This is a genomic window from Sinomicrobium soli (genome assembly GCF_003285545.1).
In the GTDB taxonomy this organism is placed as follows: domain Bacteria; phylum Bacteroidota; class Bacteroidia; order Flavobacteriales; family Flavobacteriaceae; genus Sinomicrobium.
In genome coordinates, this window is record NZ_QLNV01000002.1 from 322,816 (window position 1) to 346,560 (window position 23,745).

Annotated in this window: 13 protein-coding genes; all 13 read right to left on the reverse strand. The window is 49.3% G+C overall.

What is annotated here, in order from left to right; genetic code table 11:
• Nucleotides 1-163 precede the first annotated feature (163 nt).
• Nucleotides 164-2,611, reverse strand: coding sequence for a glutaminase family protein (locus DN748_RS03355; protein ID WP_112370341.1), 2,448 nt, complete (start codon nt 2,609-2,611; stop codon nt 164-166).
• A gap of 142 nt (nt 2,612-2,753) precedes the next feature.
• Nucleotides 2,754-5,051, reverse strand: a complete 2,298-nt coding sequence (locus DN748_RS03360) for a GH92 family glycosyl hydrolase (protein ID WP_112370342.1) — start codon at nt 5,049-5,051, stop codon at nt 2,754-2,756.
• A gap of 126 nt (nt 5,052-5,177) precedes the next feature.
• The gene (locus DN748_RS03365) at nt 5,178-6,665 is read right to left on the reverse strand and encodes an IPT/TIG domain-containing protein (protein WP_112370343.1); all 1,488 of its coding nucleotides are present in this window, start codon (nt 6,663-6,665) and stop codon (nt 5,178-5,180) included.
• A 73-nt stretch (nt 6,666-6,738) separates the two neighbouring features.
• Nucleotides 6,739-7,722, reverse strand: a complete 984-nt coding sequence (locus tag DN748_RS03370; protein WP_112370344.1) for a DUF4973 domain-containing protein — start codon at nt 7,720-7,722, stop codon at nt 6,739-6,741.
• 14 nt (nt 7,723-7,736) lie between these two features.
• The gene (locus tag DN748_RS03375) at nt 7,737-9,794 is read right to left on the reverse strand and encodes a RagB/SusD family nutrient uptake outer membrane protein (RefSeq protein ID WP_112370345.1); all 2,058 of its coding nucleotides are present in this window, start codon (nt 9,792-9,794) and stop codon (nt 7,737-7,739) included.
• A gap of 11 nt (nt 9,795-9,805) precedes the next feature.
• On the reverse strand, nt 9,806-13,222 hold the full coding sequence (locus DN748_RS03380; protein WP_236636772.1) for a SusC/RagA family TonB-linked outer membrane protein: 3,417 nt from the start codon (nt 13,220-13,222) through the stop codon (nt 9,806-9,808).
• A 148-nt stretch (nt 13,223-13,370) separates the two neighbouring features.
• The gene (locus DN748_RS03385; RefSeq protein ID WP_161554459.1) at nt 13,371-14,411 is read right to left on the reverse strand and encodes a FecR family protein; all 1,041 of its coding nucleotides are present in this window, start codon (nt 14,409-14,411) and stop codon (nt 13,371-13,373) included.
• Between the two features lie 409 nt (nt 14,412-14,820).
• Nucleotides 14,821-15,429, reverse strand: coding sequence for an RNA polymerase sigma factor (locus DN748_RS03390; RefSeq protein WP_112370347.1), 609 nt, complete (start codon nt 15,427-15,429; stop codon nt 14,821-14,823).
• A 118-nt stretch (nt 15,430-15,547) separates the two neighbouring features.
• Entirely contained in the window at nt 15,548-17,737 is a 2,190-nt protein-coding gene (locus DN748_RS03395; RefSeq protein WP_112370348.1) for a GH92 family glycosyl hydrolase, read from the reverse strand.
• Between the two features lie 194 nt (nt 17,738-17,931).
• Entirely contained in the window at nt 17,932-19,359 is a 1,428-nt protein-coding gene (locus tag DN748_RS03400; RefSeq protein ID WP_112370349.1) for a glycoside hydrolase family 125 protein, read from the reverse strand.
• Nucleotides 19,360-19,481: 122 nt separating this feature from the next.
• Nucleotides 19,482-20,642 carry a glycoside hydrolase family 76 protein gene (locus DN748_RS03405; RefSeq protein ID WP_161554460.1) on the reverse strand — a complete coding sequence of 387 codons (1,161 nt, stop codon included), beginning with the start codon at nt 20,640-20,642 and terminating at the stop codon, nt 19,482-19,484.
• A 311-nt stretch (nt 20,643-20,953) separates the two neighbouring features.
• Nucleotides 20,954-22,075 (reverse strand): SusE domain-containing protein, encoded by a 1,122-nt coding sequence (locus DN748_RS03410; protein WP_112370351.1) that lies wholly within the window; start codon nt 22,073-22,075, stop codon nt 20,954-20,956.
• A 29-nt stretch (nt 22,076-22,104) separates the two neighbouring features.
• Entirely contained in the window at nt 22,105-23,736 is a 1,632-nt protein-coding gene (locus tag DN748_RS03415; RefSeq protein WP_112370352.1) for a RagB/SusD family nutrient uptake outer membrane protein, read from the reverse strand.
• Nucleotides 23,737-23,745: the final 9 nt, after the last annotated feature.

Sequence of the window (23,745 nt, forward strand, 5' to 3'; positions counted from 1 at the left end):
AGCCCGGACAGCAGTCAGGTTTTAATCCCGGTTATCAGGTAAAATCCCGGCCGGCTGGCATGGCTTATTTTCTTACTCAGGCAAAAAGACATTGATTTCGGGCAAAAAGGCTTATGCCATTATATCTGATCTGCCGGCCGGGATCGGTATTACTTTTGCTGTATTATTTCTTCCAGCGCTCTCCGAGCATCTTGATAAAATATCCTCCCACCACACTCCGTGCCTGGAAGCCTCTTACGTCGCCGCTGGAAGTAAAATGCCAGTCGCTCATGGGGACCCTGTTCCTGGTCTCCGTTGCAAAGCGGTACACAGGATCGGCCAGGGTGCGGAACGTTTCTTTCGAACCGGCCAGGGTGGCCGTCCACAGTATCCAGTCCGACTTGGTATAATCCGACCGGTTGTCCAGCGGAAGTCCGTATGCATTCTGTTTTTTCAGGTAATAGGCAATTTCGGTCTCATAGACCTCCTCCGGGAAGATGCCGAAATGCATGATCTTGTCCCAGACCAGGTTGTATTTCTGGCTCCAGGTATTCCTGTCGTCAAAGGTAAGCGCATAATGATCTCCCGCACCGGCAAGTTCTTTCCATTTAAGCGCCATGTCTTTCGCCATCCCGGTATATTTTTCCGCGGTATCCCTGTCGCCCAGCATATCGGCCAGGTACCCGTAACTTCCCAATGCTACAATGGCCTTTACCGAGAGGTTGGCATTTCGTGCAAGATGCCCGGCAAAATCGTCGGTGCACAGCTGGTTCCCGGGATCGAATCCCTTTTCCGCAAGGTAATTGGCCCAGGTGGTCAGGGATTCCCAGTGCTTTTTCGCATAACCGGCATTACCGCTGGCATAAGCAATGGCAGCCGTGAGGATGATCATGTTCCCCGACTCTTCCACCGGCATGGGCTCGCCGTATACTACCCCGTTGGCCAACGGATAGGTCCCTATATCATGTGCGGGAAAAGGCTCCTTGTACCTGCCACTCTCGGAGTAATAAAATATCCCCGAAAGCATACCCTCCAGCAGTTCGGGATTATACCTCAGGTACAGAGGGGCAGACGGGTATGTCACATCTACCGTATTGATACACCCGTTGCTGAAGTTTTCCTTGGAGAGGAACAGCAGTTCTCCCTGCGGACTTTCCACCAGCTTGTGGGCCGCTATACTCTGCCGGTATCCTATCTCACATATTTTAGCATACTTTTCTCCTCCGGCAGCCACGGCTTCCGCTCTTAGGGTACGGTCAAAATCCTCGCATTTCCGGACGACCTCACCGTATTCCGCAAAGGCTTCTTCCAATTCATTCTGTATGGTGTTTTTCCCGTCCTTATTCCACCAGGGACGAAGGTTCTCACCGAAGTACTGAATGGAATACAGGTCGTCATATCCGAGCATCACCAGGTATTCCTTTTCTTCCTTTAGTTTTTCTTCCGGGAATACCGTATTCAGCATCAGCTGTCTGCCACCGGTTACGGCCTTTTTCCCGAAACGGCCGGAAATAAAGTTTCCGGCAGCCCCGGTAGCCTCGGTGACATACTGTGTGGTCCGGGCTTCTTTGGCAGCGGCCACATATAAATACCCCCAGTCTATCCGCAGGTTGTCTCCCTTTTTCTCCAGTACGGGCTGCTCTGCCGTACCCGTCCTGAGATAAGAAAGGTTGCCTGTTGAAGCTCTTTCCGCAGTCATTTCCTGTACGGGCAGGTTCGAGGCCAGGCTCGAGGCAGCCCCTAAATATACCTGTACCTTGTGTTCTTTGCCGTCCCCGGAGGCCGCCTTTACCGAGATATAGGAAACCGGTCGTGCAAACAGGTCGAGGTCATCCATCAGCAAAGGAGATGTAAAGGTGAGTTTTACATTTACCGGTCCGCATTCCAGCGTATATTCCGTTTGTGTGGCGGAAAGGTTAAGCCCGGTTTGTCTTGCGGCAAGGGCCTTTTCTTCGGGCTCCACTTTTTCCACCAGTCCCGCATCGAGCCATTGTCCCCCCGCGGTATTGCGTACATGGATCGCCAGCACATTACCTTTTTTCTTCAGCGCACCGAGTACATTTTCAGGGATCTCATAATATTTGTACGCTTCGTTCCAGCATTCGCACTCATAGATCTGCGTTCCGTTGATATACACCTTGACGTTATCGTCATGCCGGAGTTTCAGAAGAACTTTCCCCCGGGTTTTCCGGGGCATGTCGAAGGTTCTCCTGTACCACAGGTCATCACTTTTCCAGGACGTCCCCGCCTGTTCGTTATCCCCGAAAGGTGCCGCCGACGATGTCCAGGCGCTATCGTCATACCCGGGCTGTTCCCAGCCCTTCCCGGGATCAGATTCCGTACTTCTGGCCTTATAGCCCTTACTGTCTGCCGCCGGTACGACATCTTTATAGCTCACACTTTCCTTTCCCAGGAAACGATAGGTGTTCCCGTCTACCTTTATAAGCCCGAGCAGCGACTGTTCCGTACCGGTCCAGTGCTGTGTAGGCGATGCGTTTATCCCGTCGGTCACCGACCAGATACTGAAATAGGGGTCGTGTGTAACCAGGGGATAGGCCGGGGCCTGCCGTTGCTGGGCCGCCGTGCTCATGGCAAGAGCCAAAAAAATCAAAAATGCTGATACTTTTTTCATTTTGGGTGTTTTATTATAGATTGATTTATAAATTACTTATACACAGATTGCAGGTCACAAGTTGCAGGATTGGCAGCACAACGGAAACACCGGAGAACCCTCCCTTCCCAAAGGAACCTCAGCCAACCGGAACCTGGTCCGCTTACCATTCCTCTCCGGAATGCGAAAGAGAAAAGGGCCTGTCTCCTGCGCCCGTACCCCGTTCCTTTTCGGGTGTATCTTTCATTTCAAACTCCAGTATTCCTCCCCCGGCAATATCCTTATACCGGATATAGTTCTTCGTATAGGGAGCCCCGTTCAGCGACGCCCGTTGTATAAACACATTGTCCTTGCTGTTCTCCGGGGCGCTGACCACAAATTTTTTCCCGTTTTCCAGGGTTACGGTCGCTTTTTTAAATACCGGGCTACCGATAACGTATTCATCGGTACCCGGACATACACTGTACATTCCGAGGGCACTTAAAACATACCAGGACGAGGTCTGCCCCTGGTCTTCATCACCGGGATAGCCGTCTTCGGTATAGCTGTACAGCTTCTCCATAATATTCCGCAACCTCCTCTGGGCCTTCCAGGGCTGTCCCGAATAATTATACAGGTATATGGCGTGCTGTATGGGCTGGTTCCCGTGGGCATACTGTCCCATATCCGCCATCTGCATTTCGGTCATTTCATGAATTTTTCCTCCATAGGTCCCCACATTCACCTTGTTGGATACTTCAAAGACCGAATCCAGTTTTTTATTGAAATTCTCTTCCCCGCCGAGCAGGTCTATCAGCCCTTCCGGGTCGTGAAATACCGACCACAGGTAATGCCAGGCATTACCCTCGGTAAAAGGGCCTCCCCATTCATACGGATCGAAATTCCGTACCCAGCTGCCGTCTTTGTGCCTTCCCCGCATAAAACCCGCCGAAGGATCGAAGACATTTTGATAATTGAACATCTGTTTTGAAAAAATATCCCGGTAAAATTCATTCCCCGACATTTTTGCCAGCTGGTACCCGCAAAAATCGTCATAGGCATATTCCACGGTTTTTGCCGTAGCCTCCCTCACATCGGGATAAGGTACATACCCGAGGGTAAAATATTCCTTCCATCCCTCTCTTCCGTTTGCAGGACCCCAGGGGCCCTTGTTAGTGGCTTCGTGAAAATAGGCCTCCAGCGCCTTTGCCGGATCAAAGGTCCTGACCCCTTTGGCCCAGGCATCGGCCAGAAGGGAAATGGCGTGGTTCCCGATCATACTTCCCGCCTCGCTGGGAAAAGACCATGAAGGGAGCCATCCGCACTGGTCGTAAGCATCGAGAAGCGCCGAGACATAGCGCCCGTGCATTTCCGGGTAAAGGATGATATTCAGCGGGAACTGCCCCCTGAAGGTATCCCAGAACCCCGTATCGGTATACATATACCCCTGGTGCACCTTACCGTCGTACGGACTGTAATAGTACGGGTTCCCCTGCCCGTCGATCTCGTAAAACTTCCTGGAAAAAAGACTGGCCCTGAAAAAACACGAATAGAAGGTCCTGAACTGTGCTTCGGTACCCCCTTCCACCACGATCTTTCCGAGGTGGTCGTTCCATATCTTTTTGGCTCTCTTCTTTGTAGTTTCCAGTTTGCGGTCCCCGCCGAGTTCCTGTTCAAGGTTCCTGAGGGCCTGCTCCGGACTGATATAGGACGATGCCACCCTAAGCTGCACTTTCTGTCCCGGCCTGAAACCGATATAGGCCCCCATACCTTCTCCCTCACCGGAAAGCCGGTTCTCCCATTGTGTGTTTTTACGGTTTTCCCAGGTTCCCTGTGCCTGAAAAGGTTTGTCGAACTGGATTACAAAATAGTTTTTGAACCCTTCGATACGGTGCATTCCCCTGCCGTTGCGCACATATCCCGTAATCCTTCTTTTTTCCGGATCTATCCGTACTTCCGAAGTACCGGTATACCCGTCAAGGACCATCCAGGCCGCCTCATCCCCCGGAAAACTGAAACGAAGATGCGCCCCTCTTTCCGCGGGCGACATCTCCACCTCTACCCCGTTGTGCAGCAGTACCTGGTAATAATAGGGTTTCGCCGTTTCACGGTCGTGATCGAAGCCCGAAGCGCGCTCCCGGTCGTTGAGCTTCAGTTTTCCCGTTACCGGCATCAGCGAGAACACCGCGTAATCATTAGACCACGAGCTGCATTGGTGTGCCTGCTGGAACCCGCGTATGGAATCCTTAAAGTACTGGTATTTCCACCCGTCGCCATTCACTCCCGTCTGTGGGGTCCATGTATTCATCCCGAAAGGCAATGCCGTGGTAGGATAGGTGTTTCCCCGGGTAAGTTCGAAACGGGAATTGGTACCCTGTAATGTATTTACATAATCTGCAAGATCTCCCCCCGGTTTCTGGAAGGCCCAGGCAGAAATTATTCCCATAAAAATAAAAAACAGTGAGCTCGATCTCTTTCTCATCAGATTGGTTATGGTTTAGTATAATGATTCATTAAAACGTTTTAGCTCAAAAATAGACATCACCGGCCAGGTACCAAAATACCTCATCCGTTTTTTTAGCAGACCATCGTACCCTCATTTCACTCACTAATCATCCGTCAATTCCCCGTCTCCCACTCCTTCTTCGGGATCATTTTCATCCATTTCCTCAAGGGCTATTTTACGTATCCGGTGGTTCATCTGGTCTCCGATGTAAAAAGCACCTTCTTCCTCGTTATAAGCGATCCCGGACGGCCTGTCGAACCGGGCTTCTTCCCTCAGGTCACCGTTTACATAGCCATAAGGGTCGGGGTTGATACTTGAACTTCCCCTTCCTGCAAATGTGGTCACACTGCCTTCGGGGGTCAGTTTTCGGATAGCATGATTATACTGGTCGGTAAAATAAAAGTCATATTCGTCCGGTTTACCTGCTTCTACATAGTTGTCATTCTTCACGAATACACCCTGATAGGGATTCCTCAGGCGAACAGCAGAACCGACTCCATCCTGGTATCCGTCGGTTCCAAGTTGACCACATACCAGATAGGGCTGGTTAAAGCGTTCTTTTTCCCAATTGTAATCGACACGAAGGATATAGTGCCGGTTAATCACCAAAATATAGGCATAGTTTCCGGATGGATGTATAAAGACCTTATATTCCCATTCCGGATCGTGAACTACAAACAGGGTTTCATAATCCTTGTCTCCCAGCCCTTCATCGAAATATTTGTTCAGGTCGAAACGGAAAAACTGACCCTTTTCATAACTGTTGAAATACAACTCTCCATTCACCGGGTGCACCGATGCGCCATTACACTGCCTGTATCTCGTCAGGACCTCCCTGTCCTGCCAGTCCTGATCGCGTGATAACCGGTAAGTTGCCCGGTCGTTTTCACCACCGCGGTCTTCTGCAATGATCATGTATTGCCCGTCATTGGTAAAATCAATACTCCGGGGCCGGTCAAAATCCGAGCGTTTTTTGGTTACGGTACTATCTTCGAAATTGATGAGGTAAAGACCATTGTTAAAATCGAATGTCACCCATAGATGTTTTGGGTTGAGCGGATCAAATTTCATAAAGGAAGGTTCCCAAAATCCACTCGCCATTTCATTCTGGTTGTCAGCGTTGAATTTCCCATCCTTCCAGGGTTCATCTCCTCTATCATTTTTATACCCGATCAGGGTAGACACCACCATCTTGCGTTCATAGCCAAAATTCACATCCGAATAGGCGATCACCTGCCTTTCGTCTTGTCCTACATGTACTTCCACATCACCATCAAATGCCTGCCTGGGTACCAGACAGTAAATCGACTCGCCATTTACGTTGATCACCTTTGCCTTTTTCCCCCCGATAAAAACCGATACGATGTCAGGGTCATTTCCAAAATTCTCTCCGTAGATCACAAGGCGTTGTCCCGCACCGCCGGATTCGGGATTAAAGCCGGATATCACAACGGATTTCGAAGGGTCAAACGGAGGATAGGTCACCTCCGCTTCCTGGTCATCACTTTGACAACCGTAAAACCCCGCACTTACCAGGACCAATGTCAGGCAAAGGGCACAAAGTCTTCTTTTATTGTTATTTAAATGCATCGCTTTTAGATTTTAAATTCACCATACTTACTGAGTCTGCTTCCATTTTCAACCATATCCTTACGCTACATGATCACCATTCTATAGCCTGGTCCTCATCCGGGATCTGGGTATTCAACTGGCGTTCGAGGATCAGCGAACCCGAGACCTTATAATTGATATCCACACCGGGCACCATGGTGTAATCAGAAAACTGATAATCGATATTGTTAATGGTTAAATACCGGTGCAGAAGATAAGGGCGGACTTCGTCCATCTGCTCCGTGATCGTATAACTTGCATCCCTGTTTACCTGAAACTTCATATCAGGGTTATCTGCGTGGAATGAGACTGCCCCCATATCGGAAAAAGTGGCGTAAACCTTATAGTTCCGGCGGTCCTGACGGTCTTCATCTATATTTCCTGCATAAAAGAAGACGGTATTTTCATCGACTACATAGGCCCGGATATCCGCTTTTACAATAGGCGTCTCGTCTTCATAACCTTCCATGACCGTTTTAAGCGCAGTACCGCTATAGGTGCCCGAATAGTCGTTGAAAGGGTGAATGCGCAAGAGTGCTTTCCGGTAGTGTTTCCGCGGATTTGCCACGTAATCATAAGACGGGTCATCTTCAATGGTCAGGGGGAGCACCCACTTGTCTACCATATCGATATCCTTTAATGTAAAATCAATGGCCATTAATGAAGTGTTTTCACCGGCCTTGATCTCTACCGTGGAAGGAATAGTATAATATTCGCTATCCAGCTCCCTGTAATAAAAGTCTTCGCGGTTCTGGAAATGCTCGTAATTCAGCACTTCCAGTGTATCGGGATCTACGGCGACATGTACCGTTCTGTCCCGGGCATTTGTCGTGGACCCGCTGACGATCAAAGGTTGCTGGAATATCGTTTTCTCGTCTCCCTTGTAGCGGATATAGATATTGCTGACCCCTTCGCTCGTTACGGGAGCCTTGAACGATATATAATTTTCGAATTGCTCTTCGGTCCACTCATCATTACATGAGCTGCAAATTAAAAGCAGCGTGAGTATGGGGAACAGTATAAATGATTTATTCATGATGCTGTGTTTTATCAATCGTTATATTGCCATCCCGGGTTCTGGGTCAGGCGGTTGTTCCGTTTGAGCTCACTGTGACTGATCGGCCAGAACCACATCTTGTCCGCAAAGGTGGTTTCCAGTGCCCATACGGCTACAGGCTGATGAAAAAGATCGCGCTCATTCTCGTTCATAAGAACATTACAACCATATATGGGCAATGACTCTTCTACGGGGGCATCCATCCACCGGCGCAAGTCGTAATAGCGCTGCCCTTCTGCCACAAGTTCAATAAACCGTTCGCGCTTTAACCTCTGTCTCATCTCTTCCTTGCTATTATACACGCCGGCGGGATAGTCGGGTACGCCGGCCCGGATACGTACGGGATGGATTCCTCTTTGCATCTCGGCAATATCCCTCGAGATATTGTAATTTCCGCCATTCCACGACGGAATGCTATGCGACCCGTCCAGTTCGTTCAGTGCTTCCGCATACAGCAGCAATATATCTGCATAGCGGATGGCAGGTTCGGGTTTATATACGATATTATCGATATTCCCACCCTCATAGGTATCACTGGGATGAACATATTTCTTTACCCCGAAGCCTGTTCGCAGCCAATAGGCATTGGATGAATTAAAGCCGTTTCCCTTGGTATTATCACGGTAATAAAACACCTGCTGGTTGCGGTTGCGTTCCTGAGATTCATTCAACAACGACCAGAAACTGCCATTAAAAGCCACAGAGGCATAAAACCGGGGTTCGCGATTGGCATACTGCAACGAGACACCAGGCCTCAGCGGTCTGTACCTACCGGCTGTATAATCTTCCTCAGTAACGTAACCACTTACGCGTTCGGAGCCATCCCCGCGGCCTATTTCCTTATCTTTACCGGGTACATCCGCACCATTATTCATATAGTAAGCATCCACCAGTTTTTGTGTTACTCCGTGGGTATTCCAGCCTGTAGCGGATCTGGGCAACTGATGAGCTACCATAGCCCTGATACTTTCCCCGTCCTGGTTATTGCCTCTGGTAAAAATCAGTTCCGGATTTCCCGAAGGTGGTAAGGTACCGTCGAACACCCGGGCATACGATTTGGCCGGATCGATATTGGCCCAACCTGCCGGCCATGTTTTTTCTGAAAAATTATGGTCGTCGGGAGGGATTACCGTGGCATCATCTCCTGTTTCCTGAAATGGCACCGTGTACAAGTGATATATACCAAGTTCGATCACGTCCCTTGCAGCAGCAGCGGCCTTTGCCCATTTCTCTTCCTGGTACGTGGCAGAAAGCAGAGGTGTTCCCTGGTCATCGGTCAGTAATCCCGCAAAAGCCGATGTATTCCCGTTTGCCAACGGGCTGGCTGCATAGATCAATGCTTTTGCGCGGGTGGCCAATGCGGCCCCAACCGATGGCCGGGCAGAGCCATCCTGTCCGCGTACCATACCCAATGCCTCCATTTCCCGGGCAGCGAGCAACATTTCACTGCTGATAAATTCAGCGCAATCTTCGTAGGTGCTGCGCGGAACCGCCAGATCGTCATAACTTTCGGTATAATCCAGTCCCTCATCGGGCAACAGGGGAACAGGACCGTATTTACGCAACAGCAACCAGTACAGGTAAGCCCTTGCAAACCGCGCCTGCCCCCTGTAATCGTCGATCTCAGTCTCAGACATCTCCGTGTTCATGTAGATATTGTGAATAAAGGTGGAGGCATTCCGGATACCGCGGTAGCACTGTGTCCAGGTACCCTGTTTATCACCTTCGGTATATTCTCCCATCCTGAACATGTTGTAGGAAAGTTCGTTTTTCGACGGGTCGTAATCGCTGTCCCTGTCACCGTAATACATATCATCGGCAAAATTATGGGGCGTAACCCCCTTGCTTGCTACGTCGGCATTGATCCCCCTGAGTTCCTCAAATACGTTGGCAAGCCATTCTTCCGAATACACCTTGCTCTGAAACACCTTTTCTTCCGTGAGCCGGTCTTTAAAATACTGGCTGGAGTCGAGGTAATCTTTAGTACAAGAAGAAAACAGCCCTGTGCCACACACGAGCAATAGAACGGTATATAGTATTTTCTTATTCATCCCTTTTCATTTTACAGATTAAGACTAATTCCCAGAGTAATGGATTTGGCAGGAGGGTAATCCTCGCCCCGGGGCGTGGCCAGTTCCGGGTCCCAAAGCTTAAATTTCGACCAGGTTACCAAATTAGTTCCGACCACATAGACCCGGATATTTTCAGCTCTTATCCGCTTAACTATGCTTTTGGGCAGGTTATAGCCAACATCCAGTGTCTTAAGACGGAGGTACCGGCCATCGCGGAGCCAGAAAGTCGATTCCCTGAAGTTATTCGGGTTTTCACCATAGCTTAAGCGCGGATAGGACGCATTGGGATCTTCTGTGGAAGGATCTCCCGAAATATCCGCGGAAATCCAGCGGTTATCTCCCATAACGCCTTTCATGACCTGTCCCCACTCTCCCTCGCTAAAGGCGTGTACCGTTTTACCATAGGTGGAAAAAGTAGATTTACCGGCTCCCTGAAAATGTACACCGAGACTGAATCCCCGCCAATTGACGGAAGCCCCCAATCCGTAGATCAGGTTCGGGCGTCTGGTTGCCCCGATCGCCACGCGGTCTCCGTCGTCTATGACCCCGTCACCGTTGACGTCCTTATATTTAATATCCCCGGGTTGGTAAGTTCCAAACGTCTGGGTGGGGCTGTTCCTGATATCGTCGTAATCCTCAAACAGGCCTAAAGCGATCAAACCTCTTGACTGGTCTACACGAAAGCCTTCCTGATTCTGATAACCATAGACATTGTTCTCCTCATCCATTTCTACAATCTCGTTTTTACTATAGGTGATATTACTTCTCGCGGTCAGGCTTACTTCCCCGATCTGCTGGTGATATTGAAAACGTCCGTCAAAACCGTGCGATTTTACAATTCCCACATTAGCTCTCGGTGTACTTTCCAGTCCGACCATAGCTGGCAAAAACTCTCTTGGCATGTAGATCCCCGTACGTTTCTCTTTGAAGAAATCTATATTTGCCGTAATATTCCTGGTTTCTATATCGAAACCCAGGTTTTGTTTTGTAGCAACCTCCCAGGTTACGTAAGACGAGGCTACCTGTGAATATATCATTCCCCCGAAGTACCTGTTAGAGCCATAGTCTGCCCACTGATAGCCACCGGCAGGATCTCCATCGTCATTAGTAATCTCCGAAATCGTATATAAATAGGGAAAGCGTTCATTGTCCATTAACCTGTCATTACCCGCTTTTCCGTATGAATACCGGATCTTAAACAATTTCAGCCAGCTTACATGATCTTTTAAAAGCCGCTCCTCAGCCAGGTTCCAGGCAAATGAGATAGCGGGAAAAAAGCCATACTGTTGCCCGGGGGCGAAATTCTCCGAACCGGTATAGCCGAAATTGAAATTGACAAAATAGCGGTATTTCCAGTTATAGATCAGCCGTCCGGCCAGGGCCTGATTTCTTCTGGAAATACCATTTTTAATATCTTCACCAAGTTCGACGGTCTGCACAAATGCATCACGGGTAAATCGCACGGCACTGCCGACATTATGATCGCCGAAGCTGCGGTTATAATTGACCATCAGGTCGTAAAATTCAAGCCTGTTGCCCGTCGAGCTACTGGACTGATGCATTTCACTCGGGTTAGAGATATGCGTAAACACCAGATTTCCGTCTGCATCACGCGCACGGGCAGCCCGCCATTGCTCCGGCCATTTACGGCGTTGTATATCGTTGGTATTCTGGATATCATAGCCGACTATTCCCCTGAGATGCAAGCCCTCCGTAATAAAGCTGAAATCCTGTTCGATGGTAATATTGGTCTGTACCTTATTCACCCAATTCTCATTAAACCCCGTTTGGGTGGCCATCACCCAGGGATTTGTCTGGTTACCCGTTCCTACCGAGGGCACATAACCGTTTGAATAAAGAACCGGGGTACGGATGGGGGAATAGCCGAACAGTGAACCCCAAAAGTCGGCATCGCCCAGGCCCGGGCTGTTTCTCTTACTTAAAGAACCTGCAACACCGACTTTTGCTATGGTTGTTTTGGTAATATCAAAATCGGCATTGAGGCGGTAATTCCAGCGTTTGTAGTTGGCATTGGTATTATAATCCTCCTTCAGCGATTCGTCGATTTCATACATCCCCCCTTCGTTGATATAGCTGCCCGAAACAAAATACCGGGAGGTTGGCCCCCCACCACTCATATTCAAATTGGCCCGGTACGTCATGGCACCATCTCTCAGCAACAGGTTTTTCCAATCGACATTCGGATATAAATCAGGGTCCAGGCCCAAACGCAGGATCTCCAGTTCTTCAGGCTGATAAATCGGGGCCTCGTTGCGGGTAATACGCGATTCGTTTAACAGACTGGCATAGGTTACCCCGTCCACAAAATCAGGCGTCATGGTCCGGGTATTGTAAATGAACTCATCCTTGAAATTAATTTTTATTTTACCGGCACTTCCCCTTTTGGTGGTAATCAGTATCACTCCGTTGGCCCCTTTTGAACCATACATGGCTGTTTCGGCTGCATCTTTTAAGACCGTAATAGATTGAATGTCTTCAATATTCAGCTCATTCAGGTCGCGCTCAATGTTATCTACCAGAACCAGGGGATTGGTCCCGCCACCGAAAGTGGATATTCCGCGAATCCAGAATTCGGAAATATTCTTTCCCGGCTGGCCTGATTGCATCATGCCCATGATACCCGGCACATTTCCGGCAAGGGCATTGGACAAACTCGATGTGGGGTTCGATTTCATGTCATCTACATTTACCGTAGAAACCGCACCGGTAAGCGATATTTTTTTCTGCTCCCCAAAACCTACGACGACCACTTCTTCCAACTCCTGTGCATCCTCCTCAAGGGAGATACTGATATTGGATTTGCCGGCAACTTCAATTTCCTGCTTTATAAACCCGATATAGGAGAACGTAAGCGTATCTTCCTCTGCTACTTCTATACTGTAGTTCCCGTCAAAATCTGTAGTGGTACCCCGCGGTTTCCCCTTGACAATAACATTCACCCCGGGCAGGGGAGCTCCCTTACTATCGGTTATTGTTCCAGCAACCGTTTTTAATTGTTCTTCAGCTTCTTTTTCCCGGTTATCGGCAGGAGGCAGCATCTTTCTGACCACTATGGTCTTTTCTTTTTGTAAAAAGGCAAGATGGGCCTTTTTAGAAACCTCACGCAGAATATCGGCCACACTGATATGCCGCTCGTTGAACGTTATCCTCTCCCCGACACCTTCTACGTCGGCTTCTTCGTAAAAAAAGACGAAATTAGTCTTTCCCTCGATCGATTTAAGGATGTGTGCTACCGGGGCGTCCCTGATGTTAAGGTCGATAAAGACCTCTCTCACACTCTGTGATGAGGCCCGGGAAGCAAAGGCAAATCCGGAAAAGAACCAGATGCCGAATAAGGCAAAACGTAAACTCATAACAATACATGCCTTGACAAGATTATATTTCATAATTTTGTGAAGATTAAATGGAACTTCGGTTTTGTTTGGTTACGGCCTTCTATCAATTGCGTCAACAGTGGTAGGAAGGCCTTTTTTGTAGTCTATGTTTTTGTCATGTGCTTCTGGATTTAGATATTATCAATAGATTTTATGATAGTCATTGACATCCTTTACCGTCTATGATCACTTCATCTTCCCTTATTTCATACCGGATACCGAGGGCGTACTGCATGCTGTGCAATACGTTGGCCAGGCTTTCATTCTTGTGTTTTCCCCGTATGATACAGTGTTTCAGTGCCGGGTTTTTCAGGATCACCTTTTTGCCATACCAGTGTTCGAGTATCACTGCCGCATCTTCCAGCGAAACCCTGTTAAACGAAAGGATTCCGTCTTTCCACAAGGCTATGCTGTCTGCAGGGATGCTGCTTTTGACAAATTCTTCCGAACCGGGGTGGTACACCACCTGCTCACTGGGATACAGCAGGACCTCCTGTTGCCGCTGCCCGTCCAGTGTTTCGGGCAGCCGGCGCTTTACACTTACTTTTCCCGTAGCCACGGATACTTCGACCCCTTCCCGCCCTTCATACGCCATGATATTGAATGAAGTTCCCAGTACCCGGGTCTCCAATGCCCCTGTTTTTATGATAAAAGGGTGCGTTTTATCTTTGGTAACCTCAAAAAAGGCCTCTCCCCGGAGCGATACTTCCCTGGTGGCTCCTTCAAAGCGTTCGGGAAACGTGATCTCACTGTTGGAATTCAGCCTCACCTGGGTACCGTCGGGCAGGACAATAGTTGCCTTTTTTCCCGGCGCTATACTTTGCGTGATCAAAACGGGAGGGGTTTCCGCCTCCTTCAGTACATCAAAATACCAGAGCGAGGCCACTCCCAAAAGTACCACGATCACGGCTGCCACCGCCATATGGCGATACATCGCGCCCCACCGCCTGTTACGCTGTGAAGCCCGCCTTATTTCTTTACGGGTCACCAACCGTGAAAATCGTTGGGAAGGTTCAGATTCCCGTTCAGGGGATATCCCGTTTTTTTTTAGCTCCTCCCAGTGTTCATCCATCCATTTCCGCAATTTACTGTCGGCACCGGAGGTGCCTATCCAGTCCATCAGCACCTGGTACTCATCCCTGGTAATGGAATTATCCTTAAACTTCTGAAAAAGCCTTTTAATGTCCTTTTCTCTTTCCATCAGCAACATTTTTTTCGGGTCACTGCCCGGTTATATCTGCCCCCTTGTATACTACACACGCAATCCCGGAAAAAGTCCCGGTCAAAAACGGATTTTTTATGTTTTTTGAGGAAACAAACTTTTAAGACAATGAAATACATGTATTTACACAATACTTAAAATCGAGTTTGCCACGGATACACGAATATATTATGAGTTGTTTTTTATAATTATTCGTATTTGAACCGGGGGTTTCGATACAATCCCGACTTCGTCGGGACCACTCAGTCACCTCAAGGGCGTCCCACAACTTCGAACTTCATGCTCCGTGCTTCATGCTTCCAGCAATTCAACGCGAATTCAGACAGGGCGTCGTTTTAATTTTCGAAAGAGACGGAACCGGGGCGGCTGAGTGGCCACGGGGAGTCTTCTACCAGAAGAAACGGCTTAAGGAAAATACAAGGAGTATTTTGATCGTGTTTTCCAGGTGTGGCTGCAATTGCATCCTGATGGTTTCGACAATCTGCCACAGGTTGTTTTTCACGGTTTTCGGAGAGATCTCCAGGATATCGGCAATTTCGGCATTGCTTTTCCCTTCTTCCCTCGACATCCTGTAAATGGATCTCTTTTTCGAAGGGAGGTGATCTACGATCTCTTCCAGGATTTCGTGGTATTCCGAAAAGATGAGCTCCGCTTCCGCATCTCCGCTGAATTCCGTAAGATTTTTCCAAAGCTCTTCCCTGATCACAGCCCTTTGCGAAGCATTCCTCAGATAATTTAGGGTCAGGTTTTTTGCAGTAGTATAAAGCAGTGAAGAAAAGGAACCTGACAAACGTATCCCCTCACGGCGCTCCCATATCCTGATAAAAACCTCCTGGACGATCTCTTCGGCAATATAGGACGATTTGGTATACGACAGTACAAAACTGTAAAGCCTGGGCTCCATAAGTTCAAAAATAGCCTGGAAGGCCTCGTGGTCTCCCAGGCTAAAAGCTTTTAGCGTATCTTTGCTAACAATATCTTTTTTTGTGTTTTGCACCGATCTGATCTATCGGCATAAACTTAATAAAGAATTGCTTTTTAACAAAATTTTATCTGTTTTTTTACAATTTTAATTTTTGTAGTTCCTTTATTTTAACAATAACACAAGCCCCGGATTAGTCTTCGGTTACTATTTCAAGTACCCCCCCCTGCTTCAGAAAATCGTGAGAGACTATAAAACCACCTGATTTACTGCCATTTATATGTATCTCCTTCAGTTTTCTCCCCCCGCTCCTTTTTATTTCCACCGGTCCGGCATCCTTAAAATTCAGGTGTACCTTGTCAAACAACGGTACCGAAACCAGGTATTCCGGATCTGCAGGCGACAGGGGATAGATTCCCATTGCGGCAAAGACATACCAGGAAGACATTTCCCCGGCATCGTCCATGCCCACCAGGGCAAGCCCGTGTTCTCCGACCCCGTAGTATTCCGCAAGCAACGTATCGATCACTTCCTGGGATTTATGGGGCTTCCCGGCAAAATAATAGGCATAGGGTGCTTCGTGGTCCGGCTGGTTCCCGTGGCAGTACTGCCCCATAAAACCGGAAACGTTCCGCGCTATATGTTCCGGGTTCCAGGGCAGGGTAAACAGGGAATCGAGCTTACTTTCAAAGGCCTCCCGCCCTCCGTAAAGCTCTACCAGTCCCGGCATATCATGAGGTACATAAAACGACAGCTGCCAGGCATTGGCTTCGCGGTACATATATTCGTAATAGGGATATTGCGGATCAAAAGGGGTTATCCAGTCTCCGTTGTCCAGCCTGCCCCTCATAAAGTTTACCGACCGGTCGAAAACATTGGCGTAGTTGCCTGACCTTTTCACCAGGTCTTCACGGTGTTCCGTATCTCCTAAAGCCTCTGCGAGTAAAGCGAGGGAATAATCGTCATAGGCATATTCCAGGGTTTTGGACACTCCGGCTTTGGCCTTGGTCTCCACATGAGGGTTTTCCACATCGGGGTCTGAAATATACCCCTTTTCAATATATTCGGCAATAAAGGGCCGCGTTCCGCCTTCCTTATAGGCATTGTTCAGCAACAGTTCATAAGCCTTCTCCACATCAAAACCGGTTATCCCTCTCAGGTAAGACCCTGTGATAAAGGCAGCAGCGTGATCGCCGTGGAAAAAGGTAGGGATAAACCCGCGTATTTCCCCCCTGTCTATAAGCGACCTGATCACATCCCGGGTCACTTCCGGGGATACAAGGCTCAGCAGGACCAGCTTGTTCCGGTAAGTATCCCAGAGGGAGGGAATGGTATAATACCTGAAATCCTTCTTTTTCACCTCACCCTGCTCATCGGTAAATTCTCCGTTGTGGTCACTTCGAAGGGCCGGCCACAGGAAGGATCTGTACAGGGAAGAATAAAACAGTTCCTTTTCCCGTTCCGTACCTCCTTCAACCGTAACCGAAGCCAGTAATGCTTCCCAGGTTTCCACCCCTTCGGCATGTATTTCGGCCAGGTTCCTGCCTCCTATCTCCTTTTCCAGGTTTTCAGCGGCGTTGGCCGTACTTACAAAAGACAATCCTATTTTCAGTACCACGGTCTCCGGAATACCGGTGAGTTCCACCAGGGCATAACCTTCGTGCTGTCCTTCATTCTTTTTATGTACCTGTGCAATTTCAGTATTGAGCAGGGCCGAAAAATAGATCTTTTCCCTCCCCATCTGCTGGTAGCCTTCCAGCCTGTTTTTCCCCGATGAAGTGATCTTCCAGTCGGAGACACGGTTGTTGGCCCGCCCCAGGTCGAAGAGGATATTCCGCGGTTGGTCGTCGTTAAAAGTATATTCGTGTATCCCTGCCCTCAGGGTCGAACTCAACCTGACATCAATATTATAGTCCTTGAGAAAAACCCCGTAATAGGCCGGGGAAGCTTCCTCCCTGTCATGGCTGAAAGATGATCTGAACGGGTACTCCGCCCCTCCGGGTACGGGAAGTACGGGGATGTTGCACAGGTTCCAGTGGCCCTTGTTGGTATGGGTAAAGCCGATGATCTCCGTATCTTCATATTCATAGCCCGCTCCGCTACCGTATTCGGTTATGGGACTGAGCTGTACCATGGCATTGGGCAGGGAAGAACCGGGGTAAACCAGTCCTGCCCATACCCGCCAGTTTTCGGGGGGCGTGTACCCTACCATGTCAGGGTCGGTAAGCGGTGCCGTTCCCAGAAAGGTATTTACATAAGAGGTCAGCAAGCTGTTCTCACTATTCCGTATTTCCGCATCTCCCTGGTTCTTCCCCTCCTTGCACGAAAGAAACAGAAGGGAAACCGAAAGCAGGGAAATTCCGCTCTTTATTACTGTTTTCATAATCCGGTTTTAGATTGATTATCGCAAAGGTTCAAAGCCTGCCTTTACCGGCAGGCCTGCAATTTCATTGCAGTTACCTTAGTTTCTATAAACTTTTGCCACGAATACACGAATGTATATTAGCACTGATGTGTATTTACACTAAAAAAATGATCCGTGAATCCGTGGCAAACAGACTTTCAGCCTGGTATAAACTACGCCTTCAAAAGTTCAGGATGTTTTTTATACGTATCCCACAACAGTTCGCCAAACAGCGTATTGGCCCAGGCAAACCAAGAACGGGTAAAATTCTTCGGATCGTCCTTATGGAACGACTCATGCATGAAGCCGGTATCTCCGTGGGTCGCCCTGAGCATGTCTATACATTCCTTTATCTCGGCAGCATCCGAACTGGTCAGTCCCTTCAGGGTTATCGACATGGGCCATACCATATCCATTCCTATATGCGGCCCGCCGATACCCTCAGCCGCCTTGCCCTTAAAGAAGAAAGGATTGTCGAGCGACCATATGAATTTCCTGGTATTCCTGTAAACCGGGTCGCCGGCATCGACAGCCCCGAGGTACGGAAGTGCGAGCAGGCTGGGTACATTGGCGTCGTCCATCAACAGGTGATTTCCGTACCCGTCTACTTCAAAGGCATAGATCTCCCCGTATTTCGGGTGGTTGATCACGGCATGTTCTTTCAGGGCCTGGTCCACTTCTGATGCCAGTGCCCTCAGTTCTCCGGCCAGGGCGGTGTCTCCATCAAAGGCCTCTACCATTTCCGCCGCCTGTTTAAGGCTGGTCACCGCAAAAAAGTTGGAAGGTACCAGGAACGAAAATACGGTAGCGTCATCACTCGGCCTGAACGCCGAACAGATCAGTCCCACCGGTTTTACGGGATAACCATATCCGTCAAGCGGCCGGGTATCCGTGCCACGGGGAGTGGTCCTCTCGAACGAATAAGGTCCGGGACCATCCTTCTGCTGTTGTTCCCTGAACACTTTCAGTATCTCGCGTACCGCCTGCTTCCAGTCACTGTCAAAAGGATCGGTATCGCCCGTGGTTTTCCAGTAGTGGTACCCGAGCCTTATGGGATAGCAAAGCGAATCTATCTCATATTTACGCTCGTGCACCCCGGGTTTCATCTCCGTATGGTCTGAGGTCCATTCCCCCTTTTTGTCCGGATCGTCGTAAAAGGCATTGGCATAGGGATCCTTGAGAATATACTGTGTTTGCCTGTTGATCACCCCTGCGATCAGATCTTTCAGTTTGTCGTCCTTATCGGCAAATGCCATATAGGGCCATACCTGGGCAGAGCTGTCCCGGAGCCACATGGCATCGATATCCCCGGTGATCACATACGTATCCGGCCGGCCGTTCTTTTCGGTATAGGTCACCGTAGTATCCAGGGTATTCGGAAAACAGTTGTTAAAGAGCCATGCCAGTTCTTCATCCTTTACATTTTTACCGAATTCCTTAATGGCCTTTTCTATGGCCTTGCTTTCAAAATGTCTTTCCCCTTTCGGTACCCTTACCTCGGGGAATTTATTTCCCAGGGGAGTAGCTCCAAGCTGAAAAGGATCCACCATCGCCAGCCCTCCCATCAGGGCCGTATTCCGGATAAATTTTCTTCTTTGCATTTCTGTTATAGGTATTAATAGTTGAATTTTCTACATACTCCTGCCAAAAACTGCCGGCACCCTGCTTCGTGCCATGTGTGCCTGCACCGGGGTTCCTGATCTTACTCCTGTACCGGGTAGTCCTATTCCAGTATCCCGTTTTCCTTCAGGAGAGCCGCCGCTTCCGCGAGCATTATCCCGCTGAGCTGGGTAGACAGGTCTGTCTGCGCCCCGGGCTGCTCCCGCCAGTTGGGCCCGGCAAACATTCCCGGACGCTTGACTCCTTCGAGGTAAAACGTTTTAGCGTTGTACTTCATGAAGTCGGCAAAAGACTTCCTGTCCTGATCGCTAATATCGGGATTTTGGATGAGTAATGTAAAATATCTTACTAAAATTCCTTTAAAAAGTCCTCCGTCTCCCTGTCCTTCATCGCGCAAGAGCCCTTCCGAAGTGAGTTTGGGGCTTGTCATCAGGGTCTTTGCGCTTTTGAGGGCATCCTGTAAATACACGGCTTCGCCCGTAGCTTCGTAAAGCATGACCGCAGCACCTATATACGATCCCATATTATAAGTGAATATCCAGTCTTTATTGATGACTTCTTCCCCGTCCTCCTGGCTGATATTGTCCCATACCAGTCCGGTAGCAGGGTCTACCAGCTTATTCTTCTGCCATTCGAAAATGTCCTTTGCCCAGTTGAGATCGTCTTCGTTTCCTTCCGAATTGTAAAGCCGCATGGCCAGTACCGCCGCCGGAGCATTGGAACAGGCATTCTTGCCGAGGGGTTCGTTGGACTTCCATGTGATCCCCCCGCCATAGAGGTCACTCCAGCTCTTTTTTATCTCCTCCCACAGGTAACCGGCAGTCTCTTTAAAAAAAGTGTCACCGGTTACGGCATAGGCCCTCATACAGGAATTTCCCAGCCATTGCATGTCATCGTTAAAATCATTCCTGAAACCGCCCCCGTTACGGGACTTTATCCCGTTGACCAACGCCTTCATCCGGGATACGTAATTATCATTACCGGTACGGAGATAACCATCTACCAGCACATCCAGGGCATTGGCGTTCCACCAGTAGTGAAAAGTGGCATTCCCCTGGTTGTCCTGCACAAAAGTGCCGTCGCCCGACAGGTAAGTGTTCAAGGTGGCCTCCTGCAGCGAATCGGCTGCCATTTCCCAGTCGATCTCCACCTGGCCCGTCACCTCCGACGGGTCGCGCAGCGGTATGGGGTCGTCGTCACAGGCTACCGTCATACAGACCGCTGCCATGCCCAGAATACCGTTTCGTATCAATGTTCGTTTCATTATTTGTTTTTTTAGTTTGTAGTTCTTAGTTGTTAGTTGCAGGTTAAAAGCTCTGAATTCTGAACTCATAACTCTGAACTGGCTATAGTTGTCATTCTGAGCGAAGCCCCGTCCCGACCCTTGGTCGGGGGAAGAATCTCCAACCCGGCCCAAAGGAAATTCAACAGTATAACGGTTAAAAAAGAGATTTAACTGCGTTGAGCCCTTCGGGGTTCTCCTACCGTCGGAATGACAAACCGCTACGGCCGGGATGAACTTCCGACTTCCGGCCATGTCGTCGTTTGCAAACTAACGATAGTGCTATATTTTAATTAAAGTGGTGTAACTACGTGGGTATATTCGTCTACCGTATTGTTGAAAATGATCTCTACCGAAGCGTCTTTCTCGTCGACGGCAGTCGCGAACTTAAAACAGTAATCCCATTCACTGTTGTCTACCGGCACCATATTCCAGTATGCATCGCCAGCATTATCCGGGCGCGAATTGTCCTTATTTACACTGCCAAACCACTCTTCCGTGCTATTTCCGTCGATCGTGAGTATCATCCTGAACTTGTAACGTTCGTCCCTTCCCCAGTCTTCCTGTCTAAAGACTATATGTTCACTTTCTGCTTTCCAGGTCCCGTTTCCGGCATACGGAAGGCTAAACTGGAACTCGCTGTTGGGAGCAAACCACAATCCGATCTCCTCTACCCTGGCCACAGCCACCGAATTGTCCTCAAAATCGACTCTTAACCGGTACACTCCTTCTTCCCCGTCAAAATCAGCCGTTCCGTCTTTCTCCAGATTGTTCCCATCCACAAAAAACGCGTTCGGCGTCCCTGAAACCGCATCGGTAAGCCGGTAGCTTCCGGGGATCAGCCTGGTATAGATCTCAAAAGCCGTGTCGCCGGTCTTTTTAAACGACAAGGCGTCTTCCAGGGCATCCCCACCTTCGGTAGCGGTTCCGGTCAGGAAAAGCTGCTGCGGAATATAGATCTCCTCAGGCCGCTCTATTTCTAAAACCCGGGATATCCCCGAACTTACTATATCTATACCTCTGGAAGAGTGTACGGTCCATTTCAGTTTCCCCTTGCTGTCCGGGACAATCCCGGCCATTTCGGCCATCCGTGCGAGATCGGCATAGGCCAGGGTAAGGGTACGCTCAAATCCTTTTCCCTCGGAGGGGGTTATATATACGGGGTCGGAAAAATCACCGTCTTCGGTATCGAAAAGTACATCGTACAATACCACCCCGTTATCTTCCGCCTTTGCTGCTTCCCACTCAAAAAAGAGGGAGCCTTTTCCTTCGAGCCTTACGGAAAGGTTGTCTTCGGGAGCATACAGCGAATTTACTGGAGTTACCTCTACATGAGACAGCGTATCGTCATCTTTACAGGCGGCAAGGCATACTACTAATGCTATAAAAAGCCCTTTTATATATGTTGTTTTCATTGTTAATTTGGTGTAAGGTTAGTAAATAATTACCAGTTCGGGTTTTGGCTGAGGTTACCATTGATCTGGCGTTCATCCCTGGGCACAGGCCACAGGTAGTGTTTTCCCGGGTCGAAATACCGGAGGTTGGCCCTGATATACCCATCATCGGGAGATGCAGGGTCGAATTTTGCACCGTGTGCCCAGCCGTTCAATACCTCTTCGGCTATGCGCCACCTGCGTATATCGAAAATGCGGAGCCCTTCCATGGCCAGTTCCGTACGGCGTTCGTTACGGATCACTTCCCGAAGTCCGTCCTGTCCCGGTCCGCTGTTAAAATCGAGTGCACCGGCCTCCTCGAATCCGGCCCGCTCCCGGAGCGCCCTGATCGTATTGTCCCAGACGGTTTCATCCAGCTGTCCCAGTTCGTTTTTGGCCTCGGCGTACATCAGCAGTACATCTGCATACCGGATAAGCATCAGGTTAAGGCCGGATTTCATACCATCCACATGCGTAGGATCGTAATATTTCCGGATATAATATCCCGTCGGGCTCGCAGAGCTTCCCGGGTTGTATTCATCCGGTTTGGCCGTACCGCCCGTACCGGGCTCGATATTAATGACATGGGAGCTCCCGTCACCTTCGGTCCACTCATAACCGTGGTACACCACGGTATGCGTAAGCCTGGGGTCCCTGTTCTCATAAGGAGCGTCCTCGTCATAACCCGATCCGGCCTCGTCTATATGCTTTCCGTTCAGCATCAGGTAGCTGTCTACCAGTTCCTGGGTCGGTGCAAGGGCATTAAGCCTCGCCCCGGCAGAAATGGGCACCATATCGAAGAATTCTCCCCAGGTGCGTTCTACCGGTACATATTGCAGGCTCAGCATATCTTCGGCATTGTACTCGTTTTCCGGCAGAAAGAGCCCGTCGTAGGAAGGGTACAGGCTATAGCTGCCGTACTCATTTCCCTGCATCAGGGCCTCACAGGTCTCCACGACTTCCTCCCATCGCCCTTCGTAGAGCAGTACCCTTGCCCTGAAGGCCATTACGGCTCCCCGGGTAATTCTTCCCCTGTCCTTTTCGGCATATTCCGTATTCGAGGGAAGCACCCCGGCGGCGGCATCCAGTTCTTCCAGTATGAAATTCAGCACCTCCGTTCGCGGTGTACGGCTTATGGTCTGCGCTTCGGTAAGTTCGGGGTCTTTGTCCAGGAGCGGTACATCCCCGAACCAGGTCATCAGCTGAAAATGCTGGAATGCCCTGATAAACCGGGCTTCTGCCTTATACCGTTCGCGAAGTCCCCCGTCCATTTCCTCCACCCGGTCTATATTTTCCAGCAGCAGGTTACAGCTTTTTATGCCTTTATAACGTTCGTTCCATTCATTTTTTATACGCCCCAGTGAAGGGTCATAGGTCCCTGCGGCAATAGAAGCCGCTCCTTCATTATCCCCGCGGCCGTTAAAGGCATTGTCAGACAGCCCTTCGTTATAGAAAAACCACCCGCTGGTAAACAGCTGGGAATAGGCCGTATTGAGCATGCTCTCCGCCCGTGCGGCACTGGTCCAGTAATTCTTGTCGGTAAAGGTATTTTCAGGAACCAGGTCAAGGTCTTCACAGCTCACTGCCAATACCGTAAGCAGTACTGCAAGATATTTTATGTTATTTCGGATTGTTCTTGTCATGAGTCTGTT

Excerpts from the sequence above, each read along its gene's own strand:
- DN748_RS03360 (WP_112370342.1), bottom strand. The coding sequence starts at position 5,051 with ATGAGAAAGAGATCGAGCTCACTGTTTTTTATTTTTATGGGAATAATT.
- DN748_RS03355 (WP_112370341.1), bottom strand. The coding sequence starts at position 2,611 with ATGAAAAAAGTATCAGCATTTTTGATTTTTTTGGCTCTTGCCATGAGC.
- DN748_RS03405 (WP_161554460.1), bottom strand. The coding sequence starts at position 20,642 with ATGAAACGAACATTGATACGAAACGGTATTCTGGGCATGGCAGCGGTC.
- DN748_RS03365 (WP_112370343.1), bottom strand. The coding sequence starts at position 6,665 with ATGCATTTAAATAACAATAAAAGAAGACTTTGTGCCCTTTGCCTGACA.
- DN748_RS03370 (WP_112370344.1), bottom strand. The coding sequence starts at position 7,722 with ATGAATAAATCATTTATACTGTTCCCCATACTCACGCTGCTTTTAATT.
- DN748_RS03380 (WP_236636772.1), bottom strand. The coding sequence starts at position 13,222 with ATGAAATATAATCTTGTCAAGGCATGTATTGTTATGAGTTTACGTTTT.
- DN748_RS03395 (WP_112370348.1), bottom strand. The coding sequence starts at position 17,737 with ATGAAAACAGTAATAAAGAGCGGAATTTCCCTGCTTTCGGTTTCCCTT.
- DN748_RS03415 (WP_112370352.1), bottom strand. The coding sequence starts at position 23,736 with ATGACAAGAACAATCCGAAATAACATAAAATATCTTGCAGTACTGCTT.
- DN748_RS03410 (WP_112370351.1), bottom strand. The coding sequence starts at position 22,075 with ATGAAAACAACATATATAAAAGGGCTTTTTATAGCATTAGTAGTATGC.
- DN748_RS03385 (WP_161554459.1), bottom strand. The coding sequence starts at position 14,411 with ATGGAAAGAGAAAAGGACATTAAAAGGCTTTTTCAGAAGTTTAAGGAT.
- DN748_RS03400 (WP_112370349.1), bottom strand. The coding sequence starts at position 19,359 with ATGCAAAGAAGAAAATTTATCCGGAATACGGCCCTGATGGGAGGGCTG.
- DN748_RS03375 (WP_112370345.1), bottom strand. The coding sequence starts at position 9,794 with ATGAATAAGAAAATACTATATACCGTTCTATTGCTCGTGTGTGGCACA.